Below are 18,463 nucleotides of genomic sequence, written 5' to 3'. Positions count from 1 at the left end.
TTGTCATGGCCTCGATCACTCTTAACAATGTCAGCAAAAACTGGGGCGAGACTCAGGTCCTGAAACCGATGAATCTTACCATTGAGAACGGCGAATTCGTCGCCATTCTCGGCCCCTCAGGATGCGGTAAATCGACAACGCTGTTTCTGCTGGCAGGGCTCTATGCGCCGACCAGCGGTGAGATCGCGTTTGACGGGCACAACGTTAATCGCATCGATGCCCGCGATCGCAACGTCGGTATCGTCTTCCAGTCTTATGCGCTTTACCCGAACCTGACGGTACGCGAAAACATCGCTTTTCCGTTACGTTTTAAAAAAACAGGTAAGGAGCACATTGCCAGGCGCGTGGAGGAGGCGGCTAATCTGGTGCAAATAAGCGCACTGCTTGATCGACGCCCGTCGCAGCTTTCAGGGGGGCAGCAACAGCGCGTGGCGCTGGCGCGGGCACTGGTCAAGGAACCGAATATTCTGTTACTTGACGAACCGCTTTCTAACCTCGATGCGACGCTCCGTATCACCATGCGGACGGAACTCAAGAATCTCCAGAAACGTCTCGGCTTCACCACCTTGATCGTCACCCATGACCAGCTGGAAGCCATTACCATGGCCGATCGGATCATCTGTATGAATCATGGCGAGATAGTGCAGATTGGGACACCTGATGACCTGTACAGACGTCCGGCCGATCGCTTTGTTGCAGGGTTTATCGGCTCGCCGCCGATGAATCTTGTGGAAGGACAGGCAGTCGGCGGGTTTCTGCACCTGGGGCAAACGACACTCGAACTGAACCACGAATACGACGGCCCCGTTTGTTTTGGTCTGCGTCCGGAAGATATCAACCTTATTACCGCTGACGAGGCTCCCTTGTGTGGGGAGATCATGACCGTTGAGCCGATGGGACGTGAAGTTTTCTACACGATTGACACGCCGGCCGGCACGCTTCGCGCGCTGGAATATGGTGAAGCGGTGCGTCATGCGCCTGGTTCCCGGGTAGGAGTAGCGTGCCAACCCGAACTGACTCTGATCTTCAATGCTGTCGGTAAACGCATCGTCGATCTTCATGCCAACCTCGCCGTAACCGGCCACCCCAGCAGACAGGTTCACGCTGGCTAGCTTACAGGACAAGATTTCCATGACCCGAATCGTATCACACCGTGGCGCCAACCATTTTGCGCCAGAGAACACCTTCTTTGCCGCCGATCTGGCGCTTGAACAGGGGGCTGATTACATTGAGCTGGATGTACGGGAGAGCGCCGATGGTGTGCTCTACGTTATCCATGACGAGACGCTGGATCGCACCACGAACGGGACGGGCCCTGTTGGGCATGCTCTGTCGCGCGATATTGATGCACTGGATGCGGGAAGCTGGTTCGATGAGCGTTTTAAAGACGCCAGGGTGCCGCGACTTGATGCCTATCTCGAACATCTGCGCGGCCGCGCGGGCGTTTATATTGAGCTGAAATACTGCGATCCGGTCAAAGTGGCTGCACTGGTACGCGATCTCGGTATGGTCCGTGATACGTTTTTCTTTTCGTTTTCCGAAACGATGCGCGCTGGCCTTCAGGCCGTTGCGCCGGACTTTCGCAAAATGATGACCCTCAATATCGCGATGTCTCCCTCTCTCGTTGCCACCGTGCATCATGCATCGATCATTGAGGTAAACGTAGAGCAGATGCGTCATCCCGGTATTCTTGAAGCAAGCCGTAAGACCGGGCTTGAGATTATGGTTTATTACGGTGATGACGATATAGCGATTCATCAGGAAATTGCGGCGGCGGGCGTCGATTATATTAACCTCAATCGCCCGGATCTCTTTAGCCACACACGGCGATAGGTTTACAGAACGACTGAACGATAAGGTTCTGCGTCGCTACCCGTGTTTACGGGTATGACGGGTAAACAGAGAAGGGCAGCTGCGGTACTGCCCTTCGACATTATCTGGCAGGCCCCGGCCCTGGAGGGCGCCTGACAATGATGTTATATCGACGCGTTTTGATCGCGTAAATATGCCCTGCACCGTTCCCTTCCGTTTAATTGTAAACCTCTCGTTCCCAACGCAAACAACATCGTGACACCAGCTGATTTCATCATCTTCGCTAGCTGCAGGTGAGTGCACCGGCCGGATTTATTCTGGCTGACGTAAGTGATGGCATCGCATAACTCGCGGTCAGATGCGGTGACAGGTGACAAGCACGCAGATAACGATAATCTTTCCTCTCTCCGATGTCTGAAATACGTTTATACAGACAGGTGACATACATTGATTTCAGTTTTTTTTCAGCGAAAATAACCAGGATTGATTTACGTCAATAAAAGAAATTATGCTGACATGACGGTCTCGTCCTATTCCCCCTTTTCACACTCGCTTCCTGAAAGTTATTTTTTTAACAATGAAAAATTAACGTTCTCATGTGACTGGTGTGATTTTTCACATGTCATGCTCTGAAATACATTGATCACTTACTGAACATCCTTATTCCATAGGCTCTGAAGGGGTTTTTAAATAAAAATAATATAAATCATAAAGATGATAAAATATTGTTAAAGCATATCTCTGTAACCTTTAGTTACATATTTTTATTTCCTGTCATGCATGAAACGTTCATAAACTCCGTCTCCAGGTGCTTGCTGGACGTTTTTTTATTTCTGAAAAGTACCTGAAAAATACCGTGTCGACGTGCTGGTGAATGGAATGCGCCCGCTTTACATCCCGGGGTTTTGATTCCTGTCAGATGACGGGAACCGGGATAGTGCTAATAAAGGGTTTGCTTTTCTTTTAATTTCTCGCTGGCAGTGACCGCTTCTATAACTTCATAGAACAGGGACAGCTATGTCTAATTCTTCCTTTCAGTCCGAAATACCCAAAGCACGTATTAATCTGAAACTTGATCTGCATACCGGCGGCGCGAGCAAGAAAACCGAGCTCCCTCTGAAATTGCTGATTGCGGGCGATTTCAGCCATGGGCAGGAGACAGCACCGTTATCTGAGCGAAAAAAAGTTAATCTGAACAAAAATAATTTCGACGCTGTGCTTTCCGAATATTCCCCGAAAGTCAGTCTTACCGTTAAAAACACGCTTGCTGGTGACGGTAGCGAAGAAAATATCCGTCTGACCTTTCAGAGCATGAAGGATTTCTCGCCGGAGCAGGTCTCCCGACAAATACCTCAGCTCAAAGCCATGCTTTCCATGCGCAATTTACTTCGTGATTTAAAGGCCAACCTGCTGGACAACCAGGCATTCCGAAAAGAGCTGGAAAAAATCCTGCTCGATCCGGCATTAAGCGCCGAACTCCGGTCTGAGTTGTCTGCGCTGGCCCCGAAACAGCCATAGGCTCACGGTGCTTTAACGGATTAATAACGGATTAATAAGGAAGATGTTGATGTCTGTAAAAAATGAAAATGCCGCGGGTGGCGAGAGTGTGGTGCTGGAGCGTCCTGCTGCCGGGGTTTATGCGTCACTGTTTGAAAAAATCAATCTGAACCCGGTGACACCGGTGACGTACCGGAAAGCTGTTTTGCGGTGCAGGGCTATGGCGCAAGCCGTCCAATCGCAACCAATGACACGCCGGAGGGCCGTGCGCTCAACCGCCGTGTCGAAATCAGTCTGGTACCGCAGGCAAACGCCTGTCAGGTACCGGACCACACCCAGGCGTCATCTCAGGATGATGACGCATCACTACACAATGGAGAGTAATTCCATGGCAATTCCTGTTTATCTCTGGCTGAAAGACGACGGCGGCGCGGACATTAAAGGGTCTGTGGACGTGCAGGACCGTGACGGCAGCATCGAAGTGGTGGCGCAGGAGCATAACCTGTACATCCCGACCGATAACAACACCGGCAAGCTGACCGGTACCCGTATCCACACCCCGTTCCTGTTCACCAAGGAAATCGACTCGTCCAGCCCGTACCTGTACAAGGCGGTGACTACCGGTCAGACCCTCAAGTCTGCGGAATTCAGGTGGTACAAAATCAACGATGCGGGCCAGGAAGTGGAGTACTTCAACACCAAACTGGAAAACGTGAAGGTGGTGAAAGTGAATCCGCTGATGCACGACATCAAGGATCCTTCTTTCGAGAAGCATAACCACCTTGAGCAGATCGAGTTGCGTTACGAAAAAATCACCTGGACCTACAAAGACGGCAACATCATTCATTCCGATTCCTGGAACGAACGCGCCACCGCGTAAGTCACGAGCGGGCAGAGCTTCTCTGTCCGCTTTTCTTTTTGCTGAGCGTCCGCCGCTGCGGGCGTTCAGCAAAAACATTATATCCCGGAAACAGACCTTATGGGCCTCGGTAACGGCCAGGGGCGGTATCGGACCTTGCACAGAAAGAGAAAGCCTTTGAAGAAACTGTCAGTAATGAAGTGGCTCGCGGCTTGTATCAGGAGAAGAAACAGCTTTCCGGCCAGTGGGATCACTTTCACAATGCCAGAAATAAAGCCTCCCGGGCAATGCAACGTATTGTGGACTCCGCGTATAAATTCAAAGTCAAAACCCTGCTTTCCGGCACCACGGTGAATAACTGGCAAAGCAAGTATGATCAGCTCAGGAAGGAGAGAGACGCTTACGCGGCCATTAGCGAGAAAATCACCTTTCTGGAACTTGAAGATAATGCCGACTGGGAAGGCGTAAAACAGCAGTTTCTGGATAAGGTCGCCCTGCTGGAAAAAGCGCAGGAAGAAAAAGAGTATCAGGCAGAGCTCAAGCGTCAGATGAGGGAAGAAAAACAGCGTCAGGATGAACTGGAGCAGCAGCAGCGCGAAGCGGAAGAAGAGGAGCAACGCCTTGCTGAGCAGCAGCGTTTACTGGAGGAAGCCCTGCTCGCCGCTGAAGGTGCTCACAGGGAAGAGCTGGAAAGACAGCGTCTGGCGCTGGAGCAGAAAATCCAGGACGTTCATCAGCAGTATGAACGCGCCAAATCTATGGCACAGCTCACGAAACAGGGACATGTATATGTGATTTCGAATATCGGCTCCTTCGGTGAAAACGTATTTAAAATCGGTATGACCCGACGGCTGGAGCCTATGGAGCGTGTGAAAGAACTGAGCGGGGCAGCCGTGCCGTTTGATTTTGACGTCCACGCCATGATTTCCTGCGATGACGCCCCTGCGCTTGAAAAGACACTGCATGACCATTTGGAAAACTACCGGATTAACCGGGTTAACCTGCGTAAGGAATTCTTCCGGGTCGAGCTCAGCCGGATTATTGATGAAGTGGAACGTCACCACGGGAAGGTCGAATATATTGCTGACCCGGTGGCGCTACAGTATCTGCAGAGTCTCGAATGTGCAGAAAACGAAGCCGCATAAGCAATAACTTTCAATAGCTCCTTATTCGTCAAATGGACAACTGGTCATGAATGACATCACCCCGCGTAAAATCAAAACCGGCGGCGACCCGCGCACGCTACCGGATTATGCCGCTCTGCGTGATGAGCTAAGTAAGCTGAAGCATCCTGCGCGCCCGGATGTGAACTGGCCGTATGTCGAAAAACGCTGTCTCTCACTGTTTGAGCAGAATGGTGTGGAACTGCAGACGGCGGCCTGGTATACGCTTGCCCGAACGCAGCTGGCCGGCTTGTTCGGCCTCAATGAAGGTCTGGCGATACTGGATGCGCTGATAAGCCATCAGTGGGGCACGCTCTGGCCGCAGCCGGTACATGCCCGCATGGAAATCCTCAGCAGTCTGAGCCAGCGTCTGCAGCAACGGATGCGCGCGCTCCCGCTGAATTACAGCGACCTTGGTCAGCTGTACAAGGCAGAGCAACGTCTTGCCGCTATGGGCGAGGTGCTGCAGCGCCTGGAGCTTAAACATCTGAGCCAGCTCGATACGTTACGTATACTGATGCATAACAGCGCTGTCCGGCTGGAAAACAGTGACGACACAACCCGGGCAGGGGCAGCTGTGCTGCCAGCTAGTGTGATCAACGATGCAGCCGCCTTCGCAGCCGACGGTGCAGAAGAAACCGCCAGCGCGATGAAATGGGTGTATGTTGCCCGCCCTGAATATCAGGCGAATGTGGAAGTACTGGCGACTCTTCCCGCGCCGGTAAAAAAGTGGAAATCTTTCGTTGCCGGTATGGGTGCCATGCTGGCGATAAGCGTGGCCGCAGCGGGAAGCTGGCAATATGTAAACCGGCCAAATCCGCTGCAGGCTCAGTTGGCGGCATCTCTGGCACCTTTACCTGCAACGCTCACGCCAGAACAGGTGGATCTATTGCGTCAGCAGACTGCTTTGCCGCAGAACGTGATCGCCCAGACACAGCAACAGCTGAACCGTCTGGATAAGCTTCCGCCGGGCTGGAGCATTGACTACAGTCGACAACTTGTAGAGCAGGCTCAGGCGCTCTGGCCGGAGCAGGCAAAGTCTCTGGCACAGCAATGGCAACAACAACGCAGTGCTGCCGCATTACCGGCAGAGCAGCTTAATGGCTGGTCTCAGGGAATGATGACACTACAAAAACTGAGCGACAGATTAAATGGCCTCGATGAACAGAAGGGTAAATACATAACGGTCAGTGAGCTGAAATCAGTGGTTTTTGCCACGATGCAGTTCTTTAATCAGTCCATACCGGCTGAAGAACAGCTGCGCGTACTGTCGCAACATCCAGCGGGCAAACCGTTACCTGCAGCTGCCCAATCTCAGCTGGAAATGCACCTGAAACAACTGACAGCCCGCTATGCCGAACTGAAACAGCAGGCAGAAAAATAAAACCTCTCGTCTGGCAAAGCGAGCACGCCGTTTTCTGTCGGGTTTTCTGATTTACGCAGGGCGCTTAAGAAGCGAGTGGGTAGCGATCCACATAAAGGCGCTTCATTTTCTTTCTGATTCTGAGAATGTCCCCGACTTGATTATTTAGGAAGATTGCGTGTTATCGGCCAGGCGTTACACTTTTCTTCAGTCTGTCGACAGGGGCAAGCTGGTCGCAAAAAACACGATGAGATGTTGACCGCTTGCCTAAAAGTGCCGGCCGTTCTGAGCCTTAATAAAGCGTGAATGCTTAAACAGGAAATGTGTATGTGTAATCGTTCATGTTGAAATGCGCAGAAACTGGCCGTCGTCACCCAGGCAGAGCAGAGGCGGTATTAAAGATAAGAAGGATGAGTGAATTTGGTGAATGTCAGAAGGCTGTACGTGGTGTCCCCTGCAGGAATCGAACCTGCAACTAGCCCTTAGGAGGGGCTCGTTATATCCATTTAACTAAGGAGACGCCAGCGTAGTATACCGCAGTTAAGCGGCAGGATTCACTACACTGCCGCGCGTTTGCTCATTCTGTCAGCAATTTAGCGTTCTTCTTGCTGCTGCTGACGTTTTTTCTCCGCTTTGCGCCGTTCTGCCTTCGCCTTTGCCTGAGCAGCTTCGCCCATATCATTGCGAATCTGGGCGTGACTTATCAGGGCGAAAATCAGCGTACCGCCCGTCAGGTTACCCAACAGGGTTGGAACAGCAAAAGGCCAGAGAAACGCGGTCCAGGGCACGCTGCCGTTAAACACCAGGTAAAGCACCTCAACGGAACCCACCACGATATGTGCCAGATCGCCCAGTGCGACCAGCCAGGTCATCATCACAATGACAAACAGTTTGGCCGCTCCCGCATAAGGGAACATCCAGACCATTGTGGCAATGATCCAGCCGGAGATCACCGCGTTAGCAAACATCTCGCCCGGCGTATGTTCCATCACCTTCATGCTGATATCCGTAAAGGCCTGGCGAGTGGCTTCATCAAAAATGGGCATTTCGTTAAACGCTAAGGCGGCGAACGCGGTACCAATAAGGTTGCCCAGTAGCACAATGCCCCACAGGCGAAGCAATAAACCAAGATTGCTTGTGGTGGGTTTGTGCATAACGGGCAGAACGGCCGTCACGGTGTTTTCAGTGAAAAGCTGCTGCCGTGCCATAATCACAATCACAAAGCCAAAGGTGTAGCCAAGGTTTTCCAGTAAATAGGCGCCGGGGACGCCGTCCAGATGAACCTGAAAAATGCCCTTGGCCATCAGTGAAGCCCCCATTGACAGCCCGGCCGCAATCGCTGACCACAGCAGCGCCATGCCATCCCGCTCCAGCTCTTTTTCCCCGTCCTGTCGAATCTCTTCGTGGATAGCGGCGGCACGCGAGGGCAGGGCGTCTTCATCTACTTCAATATCCTCCTTTCCCTGTTCTTTTTCTTCGCTGTCTACATCGTTAGGTCCCTGACTTATGCTTGATGAAGGCTTCATGTTTTCTCCTGGTAACAGTACAAATGCGTTATAAGCGTAGTCGTTTTTTGGCTAACGAAACTGTTTCTGCGACAGCGAACAAACGTGACAACCTTCTGCCGTGGTGCGCTTTTTATCCACCAGACGCGCTGAAAAGCACGAATATCTAAGCCCTGCGCAAAAGGGGAGCGCGCACAGCCTTCGGCACGCTGTAACATTGTGCTATCATTTGCGCCTTATTTGGCTGGCGCGATTTACCCCTCCATGTTGGAAATCATTAATCTGCTTTGTGTGCGTGATGAGCGCGCGCTCTTTGAGGCGCTTACGTTTCGCGTGTCGGCAGGTGACATCGTACAAATTGAAGGGCCAAACGGGGCCGGGAAAACGTCGCTGCTGCGTATCCTGGCCGGACTGAGCACGCCTGAACATGGTGAGGTGCGCTGGCAGTCGCAGCCGATTCACCGGCAACGCGACACCTGGCATCAGGCCATGCTTTACCTGGGGCATCTGCCGGGGATCTCATCGGCGTTATCGGCGCTGGAAAATCTGCGCTTTTATCATCCAGACTGCCGCGATGAACACCTTTTTACTGCACTGGCCAGCGTCGGCCTGGCAGGTTATGAAGAGGTCGCGGCCGCGCAGCTCTCTGCCGGACAACAGCGGCGCATCGCCCTGGCCCGGCTGTGGCTGACCCGGGCAACCTTATGGATCCTGGACGAACCTTTAACCGCCCTCGATCACACGGGGGTAGAGACGTTAATGAGCCGCTTTGTGGCGCACACGCAGCAGGGGGGGGCTGTCATCGTGACCAGCCATCAGGCGCTACCGGGGCTGACGGGGCAGATCAATACTATCCGCCTGCATGCCGTGGAGTGGCAGTAATGTTGTGTCGTCTTATTCAGCGCGAATTACGTATCGCCTGTCGTCGCGGCGCCGAAGTGATGAATCCACTGTGGTTTTTCCTGATTGTCATCACGCTCTTCCCGTTGGGTATCGGTCCCGATCCTCATCAGCTGGCACGGATCGCACCCGGCATTGTCTGGGTTGCGGCATTGCTCTCTTCGCTGCTCGCGCTGGAAAGGCTGTTTCGTGATGACCTTAACGACGGCACGCTGGAGCAACTTTTATTGTCGCCTGTACCGCTGCCGGTCACGGTGCTGGGGAAAATCATCGCCCACTGGCTGGTCACGGGCTTGCCGTTAATTCTGCTTTCGCCCCTGGCGGCCCTGTTGCTGTCCCTGGATATGCCGGGCTGGCGGGCGGTGGCACTGACGCTGCTGTTAGGAACACCGACGCTGAGTTTTCTCGGCGCGATTGGCGTGGGGCTGACCGTTGGGTTGCGTCGCGGCGGCGTGCTGCTCAGCCTGTTGGTTCTGCCACTGGCTATTCCGGTACTGATTTTTGCCAGCGCGGCCATCGACGCCGCAGGTCAGGGGTTAGCCATTGGCGGTTACCTGGCGTTGCTGGGGGCGATGCTGGTCGCGAGTGCGACGCTGGCCCCGTTTGCCACCGCCGCGGCGTTGCGGATTACGCTGCACTAAATCAGCACGCATCAGACGTGTTATTCGCGTTTATTTAAAAGTGAGCAAGTAAACATGTGGAAAGGATTACATCAGCTGGCGAAGCCCGAACGGCTATATCAGTTGTGCGGTCGGCTGGTGCCGGGGTTCGCCCTGACCAGTGCGGCGGTACTGCTGCTGGCCTGGATATGGGGATTTGGCTATGCACCGGCAGACTACCAGCAGGGTGACAGTTTTCGCATTATGTATATTCATGTTCCGGCGGCCATGTGGTCGATGGGGATATACAGCGCGATGGCCGTTGCGGCGTTTACTGGTCTGGTCTGGCAGATGAAAATGGCCGATTTAGTCTCAGCGGCGATGGCACCGATCGGTGCGGTGTTTACCTTTATTGCGCTGGTTACCGGTTCTGCCTGGGGCAAGCCGATGTGGGGAACCTGGTGGATATGGGACGCCAGGCTCACATCAGAACTGGTGCTGCTGTTTTTATATCTGGGCGTCATTGCGCTGTATCAGGCGTTCGACGACCGTCGCATGGCCGGGCGCGCCGCAGGGGTGCTCATTCTGGTCGGCGTGATCAATCTGCCCATCATTCATTTCTCTGTGCAGTGGTGGAATACCTTGCATCAGGGATCGTCCGGCTTACTGCAACAGGCTATCGCGCCGCCGATGCGCACGCCGCTGCGCTGGGCCATCCTGGGTGACCTGCTGTTGTTTATCACATTAACGCTGATGCGCTTACGCAACCTGATTCTGCTGACGGAACGTAAACGTCCCTGGGCGATTGCCCTGGCAAAGACAAGGAGCAAAGAATGACGCCCGCTTTTGCCTCATGGCATGACTTCATTGCCATGGGCGGTTACGCCTTTTACGTCTGGCTGGCGGTGGCAGGGGCGCTGGTGCCGCTTTGTGGCCTGATTGTACACAGCTGGTGGTCACACAGACGTTTGCTGGCGGACATTCGCCAGCGTGATGCCCGGGAGCGCCGTCTGCGCGCGGCCAGTGTTAAACGTGCCGGGACTAAAACGGCAGGAGAAGCGAAGTGAATACCCGCCGTCGTAATCGCCTGTATGTCGTCGTGGCGATACTTACCGGACTTGGACTGGCTACCGCGCTGGTAATGTATGCGCTACGGTCCAATATCGATCTGTTTTATACGCCAGGTGAAATCCTGGAGGGGAAAGGTGATGCACACATCAGGCCGGAACCCGGACAGCGTCTGCGCGTGGGCGGCGTGGTGATGCCCGGCAGCGTCACGCGAGATCCCCGAACGCTGGCCGTCTCCTTTCAGCTTTACGATGGCCGTGGTGTGGTCAGTGTAAACTTTGTGGGCATTTTGCCCGATCTGTTTCGCGAGGGGCAGGGCGTCGTTGCACAGGGCGTCCTTGAACCCGGCAACCTGATCAACGCCAAAGAAGTGTTGGCGAAACATGATGAAAACTACACGCCACCTGAAATCACCGCCGCGATGAAGCCCGCACCACCCGTGCAACAGGCCGCGACTCACCCGGCAGGACAGACACCATGATGCCAGAACTGGGCAGTTTTTTACTCTGTCTCGGCGTCGCGTTGGCGCTGCTGCTCAGCGTGTATCCGCTGTGGGGGGCCTGGCGTCAGGATGTGCGCCTGATGGGCATGGCGCGTCCCCTGGCCGTTGGCCTGTTCGGCTGTATGGCGGGAGCTTTCGGGTTGCTGGTCTGGGCGTTTATCGTTAACGACTTTACCGTAAGCTATGTCGTTAACAACTCGAATTCCCTGCTGCCGGTCTATTACCGCATTGCGGCCACCTGGGGTGCGCACGAAGGCTCTCTGCTGCTATGGGTGCTGCTGCTGAGTGGCTGGACGCTGGCCGTGGCGATCTTCAGCCGCGGCATGCCGCAGGACGCACTGGCGCGCGTGCTGGCGGTGATGGGCATGATTACGCTGGGCTTCCTGTTATTTATCATCCTCACCTCTAATCCGTTCAGTCGCACCCTGCCGGACTTTCCCGTTGATGGCCGCGACCTCAATCCCATGCTGCAGGATATTGGCCTGATCTTCCATCCGCCGTTGTTATACATGGGCTATGTCGGTTTCTCGGTGGCCTTTGCTTTTGCCATTGCCTCCCTGATGGCCGGAAGACTGGATACCGCCTGGGCGCGCTGGTCGCGTCCCTGGACCACCGCAGCCTGGCTGTTCCTGACCATAGGTATTGTGCTGGGCTCTGCGTGGGCCTATTACGAGCTGGGCTGGGGCGGCTGGTGGTTCTGGGATCCGGTTGAAAACGCATCCTTTATGCCCTGGCTGGCTGGCACGGCGTTAATGCACTCACTGGCGGTGACCGAAAAGCGCGGCACCTTTAAAGCCTGGACCGTATTGCTGGCGATTACCGCGTTCTCCCTGAGTCTGCTCGGGACCTTCCTGGTGCGATCCGGCGTGCTGGTCTCGGTGCACGCGTTTGCCTCCGATCCGGCGCGGGGCATGTTTATTCTGGCCTTTTTGGTGATTGTTATTGGCAGCTCGCTGCTGCTCTATGCCCTCAAAGGAGGGCAGGTCCGCAGCCGGGTACAAAACGCCTTGTGGTCGCGCGAATCCTTTCTGCTGGGCAATAACGTCCTGTTGATTGCGGCCATGCTGGTGGTGCTGCTCGGTACGCTGTTACCGCTGGTCCATAAACAACTCGGTCTGGGCAGCATCTCCGTGGGCCAGCCCTTTTTTAATACGCTGTTCAGCTGGCTGATGGCACCGCTGGCCTTAATGTTGGGGATTGGGCCGTTAGTGCGCTGGCGCCGTGATGAACCCCAGAAGCTGGTACGGCGTTTGCTGTTAGCACTGGCCGTCACGCTGCTGGCCTCCGTGCTGTTGCCCTGGTGGCTACAGGATCGGGTAGAGGCAATGACGGTAGTGGGCCTGCTGATGGCGGTATGGATCATCGTGTTAACCCTGATGGAACTGCATGAACGTGCGACGCATCGTCATTCTTTTTTCACCGGACTACGCCATTTGTCACGCAGCCACTGGGGCATGGTGCTCGGCCATTTAGGTGTCGGCGTCACTGTGATTGGGATAGCGTTTAGCACGCAATACAGCGTTGAACGTGATGTGCGCATGAAAGCGGGCGACAGTGTTGATATCCATCGCTACCACTTTGTCTTCCGCGATGTTAAGGATCTGCAAGGGCCCAACTACAGCGGCGGCGTGGCGGTGATTGATGTGACGCGGGACGGGCAGCCTGAAGCGATGTTGTATGCGGAAAAACGCTTTTATTCAGCGGCGCGCACGATGATGACCGAGGCGGCAATTGATGGTGGCTTTACCCGCGATCTCTATGCGGCGCTGGGTGAGGAACTCGATGACGGCAGTTGGGCGGTGCGCATTTACTATAAACCCTTTGTGCGCTGGATTTGGTTCGGTGGACTGTTTATGGCTGCCGGCGGTCTGCTCTGTTTACTGGATCCGCGTTATCGTGCGCGTAAAAAAGGCGAGCGCGAGGTGCGGGCATGAAAAAGATTCTGTTTATTCCCCTGATCCTGTTTTTACTGCTGGCCGCCGCGCTGCTTTGGCAACTGTCACGCAATGCGGCGGGCGACGATCCTACGCGGCTGGAGTCGGCGTTAATTGGTAAACCGTTGCCGGTGTTCCGGCTCGAAGCCCTGGAAACGCCAGGTAAAACCTACAACCAGCAAACGCTTATCACCGGCAAACCGCTTTTACTCAACGTCTGGGCAACATGGTGCCCGACCTGTCGGGCAGAACATCACTATCTGAATACGCTGGCAGAGCAGGGCGTGCGGGTAGTCGGGCTCAATTATAAAGACGATCGGCAAAAGGCGGTGACCTGGTTAAACACGCTGGGTAATCCTTATGCGCTCAGCCTGTATGATGGCGACGGTATGCTGGGCCTGGATCTTGGCGTATATGGCGCACCGGAAACCTTTCTGATCGATGGCAACGGCATTATTCGCTATCGCCATGCCGGAGATCTGAATCCGCGCGTCTGGCAGCAGGAAGTAAAGCCTTTATGGGATAAATACAACACGGAGAGCGGCTCATGAAAGCGCTGGTGACGATGCTTTGCGGCTTGCTGTTTAGCGCCAGCCTGTGGGCGGCCATCGATACCTATGCATTTGACTCCGTCGCGCAGGAAGAACAGTACCGTGATATCACCGCCTCCCTGCGCTGCCCCAAATGTCAGAACAACAGCATTGCGGATTCCAACGCCATGATTGCGGCGGATATGCGGTTGAAAGTTTATCAGCTGATGAAACAGGGACAAACGCGTCAGCAGATCCTCGACTATATGGTGGCGCGCTACGGCAATTTCGTCAGCTACCAACCGCCCGTAACGCCATCCACCGTGATTCTGTGGCTGGGACCTGCGCTGTTTGTCGCAGGCGGCGCGGGCGTAATCGTCTGGCGCAGTCGCCAGCGTAAGACCTGTAGCGAACTGAGTGATGAAGAGCAACAGCGGCTTGAAGCCATTTTGAAATCGGACAGGGAAGCATAATGGCAGCCTTTTTAATCGCGATATTGGTACTGCTGTTCGCGGCCTGTGTGCTGTTCCTGGCCGCAGGCTGGCGTCCGCGCGCGTCCCACTTAGTCACGCGTAACAGCCTTAATAAGGATTTTTATCACCAACGGCTGGCCGAACTGGCGCAGGATGAGGATCAGGGCGTGATTGCCGAGCGGGACGTGATGGCGCGCGAGCTACAGCAGTCACTGTTGAGTGATATTCCGCCCGCACCGGATGCACAGTCGCGCAGCAGTCGCCGTTGGGTATTGTTACCGGGCATTATTGTCTTACTGGTCGTGCCGCTGGTGTGCTATCTCAACACCGGCGGTTTTGTGCCGTTCAGCGGCTGGCTGCAGGTGCAGAAAGCGTATCCTGCGCTGCGTGCGCAGGTGCTGGATCCTCACGCTAAGCCGCTGACGCCGGAACAGCTTTCACGCTTACAGCTCGGTTTGCGCAGCCATCTGCAAACCGAGCCTGATAACCTTAGCGACTGGGCAATGCTTGGCCGTCTTGGTATGGTGCTGAATAACGCGACGACCGCCCGTCAGGCGTTCGAGCACGCGCTGCAGTTGGCACCGAATAATCAGGTATTAAAACAGGATTACGCCGAGGTTCTGGCCCGGTCGGGCGATCCACAGGAAAACCGTCAGGCAGAACTTGTGTTGCAGGATCTGCGTAAACAGGATCCGCATAATGCCCGGACGCTGAGCCTGCTGGCTTACGCTGCCTTTGAACAGCAACACTATGCTCAGGCGATTGCGGCCTGGCAAACCTTACTGAACGCGCTGCCGGCGGACGATCCCCGGCGCGACAACATTGCGCGCAGTATTGAGCAAGCCAGAACGGACGCCGGACAACAAGCGAGCCAGTTGACGGTAGATGTGACGCTTTCTCCCCAGGCAGAAAACATGTTACCGCCGGGCGGAGTCATGTATATTTCGGTTACTGACGGTATGTCGCCCGTGCCGGTGGCCGTGAAGCGTCTTGCTGCCGGGCATTTTCCCGTGTCGCTGACGCTGGATGACAGTAATGCCATGATGCAGGGGCGCCGTCTTTCGGCGCAGAAACAGATCCAGGTTCGCGTCAGGATTTCACGTAATGGCCGCGCGAACCCTGAGCCGGGTGACTGGTTCGGTGTCAGCGCCGTCGTGCCCTGGGACGGTCATCAGCATGTGACCGTTGAGATTAATGCGCAGCAGCCTTAGACCGATATTCTCTGGCTCTGTCTGAATCTGTAAACCGCACCCTGGATATCAGCTATGCTTGCTTAACGCGCTGATCTACCCGAGAAAGGCGGCAGGGTATACATCACTTATATGCACAGGGAGAAAAAAATGGATCACCGCCTGACCAGCCTGGCCTTGGCCAGTGTGCTTCTGGTGGGTTGTGCCAGTTCAAAGCCGGAGACCGATGCGCCAGCCGGGCGTAGCGATCCGTTTGAAGGCTTTAACCGCACAATGTTTAACTTTAACTACAATGTGCTGGACCCGTATGTGGTGCGTCCGGTGGCTGTGGCCTGGCGCGACTATGTGCCCGTCCCGGCACGTGCTGGCCTGAGCAACTTCCTGGGCAACCTGAGCGAACCCGCCAGTATGGTGAACGCTATTCTGGTCGGTGAGCCGCGCAATGCCGGTATTCACTTCACGCGTTTCTTCCTGAATACCGTGCTGGGCCTGGGCGGCTTTATCGACGTTGCAGGCAAAGCGAACCCTGAGCTGGCGCGCCAGGGGCCGCAACGCTTCGGTACCACGCTGGGGCACTATGGCGTGGGCTACGGTCCTTACGTGCAGTTGCCTGGCTATGGCAGCTTTACGGTGCGTCAGGACGGCGGCGATTATGTGGATACGCTTTATCCGGTGCTGGGCTGGTTGACCTGGCCGATGTCCGTGGGTAAATGGGCACTTGAAGGGGTGGAAACGCGTGCGCAACTGCTGGACTCCGATGCCATCCTGAAACAGCAGCGCGATCCTTACGCCTTTATGCGTAACGCCTATTTTGAGCGCTATGACTTCCTTGCGCGTGGTGGCAAGCTGAAGCCCGAAGATAATCCGAACGCAGCGGCAATTCAGGACGATCTCAAAGATATCGATTCTCAGTAATGTGAGGCCGCCCGGAAAAGGGCGGCTTCAGGCTGAAGTGATTTATACGAATGTTCTGTCAGGGCTCGCCAGGCGGAGCAAAAAAAAGCGACACAGTGTGTCGCTTTTTTATGCGGTCAACATATCAGAATTTGTAGTTGAAGCTCGCGCCGTACAGCCAGGCTTTCCCACTGGAATTAAAGGTGTAATTGCCTTCCTGAATGGTAACTTTCTGACCATGCATATAAGAGACGCCGACATCGACGGAAGCATCGTCATTAAATGCATAGGAGGCACCCGCACTCAGCCACAAGCGATCCTGATCCGGGATGGAGATGGAACGCTTGTCAGCCGGAACCGGGCTGTCATCAAAGGCGATACCGCTGCGGAAGGTCCAGTTTTTATCGTACTGGTAAGTGGTACCCAGGGCGATACGGTAGGCATCATGGAAGCCTTCATCTTTATAGAACAGCGTCTGACCATTCGAACCGGTCGCTTTCAGCTCCTGGAACTGGCTCCAGCTGGTATAGGCCAGGCTATAGTGAACGGCCCATTGTGGCGCGACTTTATGCCAGCCTGAAACTTCCCACATTTCTGGCAGATTCAGGGTTAATGAACCCGGAATCGTGTTTCCGCTTGTGCCAAAAGGTGCGCCGGGAATGTTAAATGCGTTGATGGCCGCAGGAAGATTACTTTTGTAATCCCCATCAAAGTCAACTTTCACCTCAGAGCGGTAGGTAAAACCAAAACGGTTATTATCATCAACTTCATAAAGTACACCGGCGTTCCAGCCGTAACCCCATTCATTCCCCTTTAGTCGGGTAATTTGGGTATCCGCAGGAATGCCCAGCGCGGAGAACGCCTCTCCGGCATAACGCTCAATTTTCGCTTTAGCATAAACGGCATCAAAACCCACACCAAAGCTGAAGTGTTCATTCAGGCGGTAGGCGGTGCTGAGGTTAAGATTCACGGTCGTCAGGTCTGTTTTACCGCCGAATCCGCCTGCGGTATAACCGTTATTAAATTCTGTCGCCAGACCGTAGTTTGAGGTGGCAGAGGCCCCTACCCACCATTGGTCATTAATCGGCTGGACATAGTGCAGATCAGGGATCCACTGATTAGGCGCGATATTTTTCGCATCTAGGCTCCGTCCTGTTGGACTCTGGCCGCTGATATCCACTTGAGGATCGATATAAACCGCACCGAGTGAAAATTCAGGGCGATCCATCAGCGCCATGGTCGCCGGGTTACGGCTGGCTGAGGCCGCCGTATCACCCATTGCGCCTTCGCCTGAATAAGCACGACCTAAACCAATGGAAGAAAATTCATTTAACTGAAATCCGGCTGCGTAAACGTTAGAGGAAATAAGCGCTACCGCAGCTGCCACGGCTGACTTTGCGAACAGGTTTTTATGGTTCATGACCACAACCTCATGTGAATTATTATTTAACGTTGTGACGTCGTGTAACAAGGAACGGCGGATTGTATGGACTGATGACGGTCGGACATATCAGACCAGTGCGGAGAGTATAGGTCCGACCTGTACACATGTTGCAATATTGTTTTTAAATTATTTCCAATTTGATAGATGAAAATTCGATCTGCTTAACACTTCTCTGCGGGAAACGAGGCAGGCAGCAGGCGCAAAACTGATTCAGATCAAATTATATTGTGATATTCGTCACTTAGCGTCGCGTGCATAGCGGGGGAGAAATCCAAAGCGTAGAATTTTTCGCAGCGAAGGCTTTTCCCTTTAGTTGTGAAACCAGGAGATTACCATGACGGATGCTCTGAAAAAATGTCGCGCGACCGAAACGGCGGCATGCTGTTGTGTGGATGTCGGTACCGTAATGGACAACACCGATTGTACCGCCAGTTGGTCAGCGTGGTTTGGCCAGCGCGCGGAAGCCGACAGCAAACTGGCTGAACTGAGCGAAAGGGCGCGTCAGGTCGAGTCCGATCCCTGTGTCATAGATGCGCGATTCACAGAAGAGACGGGCGGCGTGCGGCTTGATGTTGCTTTTACTTTTAGCTGTCAGGCAGAAACCCTGATTTTTCAGTTAGGTTTACGCTGAACCGCTTAACGCCGCTGCCCGGCGGCGTTTGTCATTTTCGTGTTTCTCATCTCACTTTTCTCTTCCTGATGTTGGCGGCGTAGCCGCTTGTGGTTAACA

18 protein-coding genes, 1 tRNA gene and 2 pseudogenes are annotated in these 18,463 nt (G+C 54.4%); 18 read left to right on the top strand and 3 right to left on the bottom strand.

Annotation, left to right across the window (positions count from 1 at the left end):
• Positions 1-5: 5 nt before the first annotated feature.
• The 7 genes and pseudogenes from RAC65_RS09410 to RAC65_RS09380 all read left to right on the top strand — a co-directional run bounded on the left by RAC65_RS09410 (position 6) and on the right by RAC65_RS09380 (position 6,715).
• Positions 6-1,112: an ABC transporter ATP-binding protein gene (locus RAC65_RS09410; protein ID WP_262959333.1), complete on the top strand. Its 1,107-nt coding sequence runs from the start codon at positions 6-8 to the stop codon at positions 1,110-1,112.
• Positions 1,113-1,131: 19 nt separating this feature from the next.
• Positions 1,132-1,833, top strand: a complete 702-nt coding sequence (gene ugpQ / locus RAC65_RS09405) for a glycerophosphodiester phosphodiesterase (RefSeq protein WP_006120339.1) — start codon at positions 1,132-1,134, stop codon at positions 1,831-1,833.
• 996 nt (positions 1,834-2,829) lie between these two features.
• Positions 2,830-3,330 (top strand): type VI secretion system contractile sheath small subunit, encoded by a 501-nt coding sequence (tssB, locus tag RAC65_RS09400; RefSeq protein WP_205958697.1) that lies wholly within the window; start codon positions 2,830-2,832, stop codon positions 3,328-3,330.
• Positions 3,331-3,486: 156 nt separating this feature from the next.
• Positions 3,487-3,693 (top strand): annotated as a pseudogene (locus tag RAC65_RS09395) (flagellar motor protein MotB); the annotation flags it as partial.
• 4 nt (positions 3,694-3,697) lie between these two features.
• The gene (gene hcp, locus RAC65_RS09390) at positions 3,698-4,189 is read left to right on the top strand and encodes a type VI secretion system effector Hcp (protein WP_282498050.1); all 492 of its coding nucleotides are present in this window, start codon (positions 3,698-3,700) and stop codon (positions 4,187-4,189) included.
• A 122-nt stretch (positions 4,190-4,311) separates the two neighbouring features.
• Positions 4,312-5,313: pseudogene (locus RAC65_RS09385) on the top strand (GIY-YIG nuclease family protein); the annotation flags it as partial.
• A gap of 46 nt (positions 5,314-5,359) precedes the next feature.
• The gene (locus RAC65_RS09380; protein WP_375096628.1) at positions 5,360-6,715 is read left to right on the top strand and encodes a VasL domain-containing protein; all 1,356 of its coding nucleotides are present in this window, start codon (positions 5,360-5,362) and stop codon (positions 6,713-6,715) included.
• 424 nt (positions 6,716-7,139) lie between these two features.
• Here RAC65_RS09380 and RAC65_RS09375 read toward each other — a convergent pair.
• Together RAC65_RS09375 and RAC65_RS09370 are read right to left on the bottom strand one after the other, a co-directional pair.
• A tRNA-Arg gene (locus RAC65_RS09375) sits at positions 7,140-7,214 on the bottom strand.
• Between the two features lie 73 nt (positions 7,215-7,287).
• Positions 7,288-8,220: a formate/nitrite transporter family protein gene (locus tag RAC65_RS09370; protein ID WP_039339756.1), complete on the bottom strand. Its 933-nt coding sequence runs from the start codon at positions 8,218-8,220 to the stop codon at positions 7,288-7,290.
• Positions 8,221-8,463: 243 nt separating this feature from the next.
• Here RAC65_RS09370 and ccmA point away from each other — a divergent pair, with 243 nt between their 5' ends.
• From ccmA to mlaA, 10 genes are all read left to right on the top strand, one after another.
• The gene (gene ccmA / locus RAC65_RS09365; protein WP_039340141.1) at positions 8,464-9,081 is read left to right on the top strand and encodes a cytochrome c biogenesis heme-transporting ATPase CcmA; all 618 of its coding nucleotides are present in this window, start codon (positions 8,464-8,466) and stop codon (positions 9,079-9,081) included.
• The gene (gene ccmB / locus RAC65_RS09360) at positions 9,081-9,740 is read left to right on the top strand and encodes a heme exporter protein CcmB (protein WP_033740735.1); all 660 of its coding nucleotides are present in this window, start codon (positions 9,081-9,083) and stop codon (positions 9,738-9,740) included. Before ccmA ends, ccmB begins: the two co-directional genes overlap by 1 nt.
• 54 nt (positions 9,741-9,794) lie before the next feature.
• Complete coding sequence (locus RAC65_RS09355) at positions 9,795-10,535, top strand: heme ABC transporter permease (RefSeq protein WP_110268180.1); 741 nt, start codon at positions 9,795-9,797, stop codon at positions 10,533-10,535.
• Positions 10,532-10,765 carry a heme exporter protein CcmD gene (gene ccmD / locus RAC65_RS09350; RefSeq protein WP_006120099.1) on the top strand — a complete coding sequence of 78 codons (234 nt, stop codon included), beginning with the start codon at positions 10,532-10,534 and terminating at the stop codon, positions 10,763-10,765. Before RAC65_RS09355 ends, ccmD begins: the two co-directional genes overlap by 4 nt.
• Positions 10,762-11,247: a cytochrome c maturation protein CcmE gene (ccmE, locus tag RAC65_RS09345; protein WP_006120098.1), complete on the top strand. Its 486-nt coding sequence runs from the start codon at positions 10,762-10,764 to the stop codon at positions 11,245-11,247. The genes ccmD and ccmE overlap by 4 nt, the downstream gene beginning before the upstream one ends.
• The gene (locus tag RAC65_RS09340) at positions 11,244-13,202 is read left to right on the top strand and encodes a heme lyase CcmF/NrfE family subunit (protein WP_375096627.1); all 1,959 of its coding nucleotides are present in this window, start codon (positions 11,244-11,246) and stop codon (positions 13,200-13,202) included. The genes ccmE and RAC65_RS09340 overlap by 4 nt, the downstream gene beginning before the upstream one ends.
• Entirely contained in the window at positions 13,199-13,753 is a 555-nt protein-coding gene (locus RAC65_RS09335; RefSeq protein WP_006120096.1) for a DsbE family thiol:disulfide interchange protein, read from the top strand. Before RAC65_RS09340 ends, RAC65_RS09335 begins: the two co-directional genes overlap by 4 nt.
• On the top strand, positions 13,750-14,205 hold the full coding sequence (locus tag RAC65_RS09330; RefSeq protein WP_039339742.1) for a cytochrome c-type biogenesis protein: 456 nt from the start codon (positions 13,750-13,752) through the stop codon (positions 14,203-14,205). The genes RAC65_RS09335 and RAC65_RS09330 overlap by 4 nt, the downstream gene beginning before the upstream one ends.
• On the top strand, positions 14,205-15,416 hold the full coding sequence (ccmI, locus tag RAC65_RS09325; RefSeq protein ID WP_283786077.1) for a c-type cytochrome biogenesis protein CcmI: 1,212 nt from the start codon (positions 14,205-14,207) through the stop codon (positions 15,414-15,416). Before RAC65_RS09330 ends, ccmI begins: the two co-directional genes overlap by 1 nt.
• Positions 15,417-15,545: 129 nt before the next feature.
• Positions 15,546-16,310, top strand: a complete 765-nt coding sequence (mlaA, locus tag RAC65_RS09320; RefSeq protein ID WP_033740717.1) for a phospholipid-binding lipoprotein MlaA — start codon at positions 15,546-15,548, stop codon at positions 16,308-16,310.
• 124 nt (positions 16,311-16,434) lie between these two features.
• Here the strand turns inward: mlaA and fadL are convergent, their stop codons facing one another.
• Positions 16,435-17,709: a long-chain fatty acid transporter FadL gene (gene fadL, locus RAC65_RS09315; RefSeq protein WP_205955526.1), complete on the bottom strand. Its 1,275-nt coding sequence runs from the start codon at positions 17,707-17,709 to the stop codon at positions 16,435-16,437.
• 358 nt (positions 17,710-18,067) lie between these two features.
• Between fadL and RAC65_RS09310 the strand changes: the two genes are divergently transcribed.
• A complete protein-coding gene (locus tag RAC65_RS09310; RefSeq protein ID WP_006120091.1) occupies positions 18,068-18,364 on the top strand; it encodes a YfcZ/YiiS family protein in 297 nt (98 codons plus the stop codon).
• Positions 18,365-18,463: the final 99 nt, after the last annotated feature.

The organism is Pantoea sp. BS_8 (assembly GCF_041954965.1).
Classification (GTDB): Bacteria; Pseudomonadota; Gammaproteobacteria; order Enterobacterales; family Enterobacteriaceae; genus Pantoea; species Pantoea stewartii.
Note: the sequence above shows the minus strand (reverse complement) of the source record. Positions and strands in the feature narration are given on the sequence as shown.

Bases quoted from the DNA above. Each gene is read 5' to 3' on its own strand.
- RAC65_RS09410 (WP_262959333.1), top strand. From the start codon at position 6: ATGGCCTCGATCACTCTTAACAATGTCAGCAAAAACTGGGGCGAGACT.
- ugpQ (WP_006120339.1), top strand. From the start codon at position 1,132: ATGACCCGAATCGTATCACACCGTGGCGCCAACCATTTTGCGCCAGAG.
- tssB (WP_205958697.1), top strand. From the start codon at position 2,830: ATGTCTAATTCTTCCTTTCAGTCCGAAATACCCAAAGCACGTATTAAT.
- hcp (WP_282498050.1), top strand. From the start codon at position 3,698: ATGGCAATTCCTGTTTATCTCTGGCTGAAAGACGACGGCGGCGCGGAC.
- RAC65_RS09380 (WP_375096628.1), top strand. From the start codon at position 5,360: ATGAATGACATCACCCCGCGTAAAATCAAAACCGGCGGCGACCCGCGC.
- RAC65_RS09370 (WP_039339756.1), bottom strand. From the start codon at position 8,220: ATGAAGCCTTCATCAAGCATAAGTCAGGGACCTAACGATGTAGACAGC.
- ccmA (WP_039340141.1), top strand. From the start codon at position 8,464: ATGTTGGAAATCATTAATCTGCTTTGTGTGCGTGATGAGCGCGCGCTC.
- ccmB (WP_033740735.1), top strand. From the start codon at position 9,081: ATGTTGTGTCGTCTTATTCAGCGCGAATTACGTATCGCCTGTCGTCGC.
- RAC65_RS09355 (WP_110268180.1), top strand. From the start codon at position 9,795: ATGTGGAAAGGATTACATCAGCTGGCGAAGCCCGAACGGCTATATCAG.
- ccmD (WP_006120099.1), top strand. From the start codon at position 10,532: ATGACGCCCGCTTTTGCCTCATGGCATGACTTCATTGCCATGGGCGGT.
- RAC65_RS09340 (WP_375096627.1), top strand. From the start codon at position 11,244: ATGATGCCAGAACTGGGCAGTTTTTTACTCTGTCTCGGCGTCGCGTTG.
- RAC65_RS09335 (WP_006120096.1), top strand. From the start codon at position 13,199: ATGAAAAAGATTCTGTTTATTCCCCTGATCCTGTTTTTACTGCTGGCC.
- RAC65_RS09330 (WP_039339742.1), top strand. From the start codon at position 13,750: ATGAAAGCGCTGGTGACGATGCTTTGCGGCTTGCTGTTTAGCGCCAGC.
- ccmI (WP_283786077.1), top strand. From the start codon at position 14,205: ATGGCAGCCTTTTTAATCGCGATATTGGTACTGCTGTTCGCGGCCTGT.
- mlaA (WP_033740717.1), top strand. From the start codon at position 15,546: ATGGATCACCGCCTGACCAGCCTGGCCTTGGCCAGTGTGCTTCTGGTG.
- fadL (WP_205955526.1), bottom strand. From the start codon at position 17,709: ATGAACCATAAAAACCTGTTCGCAAAGTCAGCCGTGGCAGCTGCGGTA.
- RAC65_RS09310 (WP_006120091.1), top strand. From the start codon at position 18,068: ATGACGGATGCTCTGAAAAAATGTCGCGCGACCGAAACGGCGGCATGC.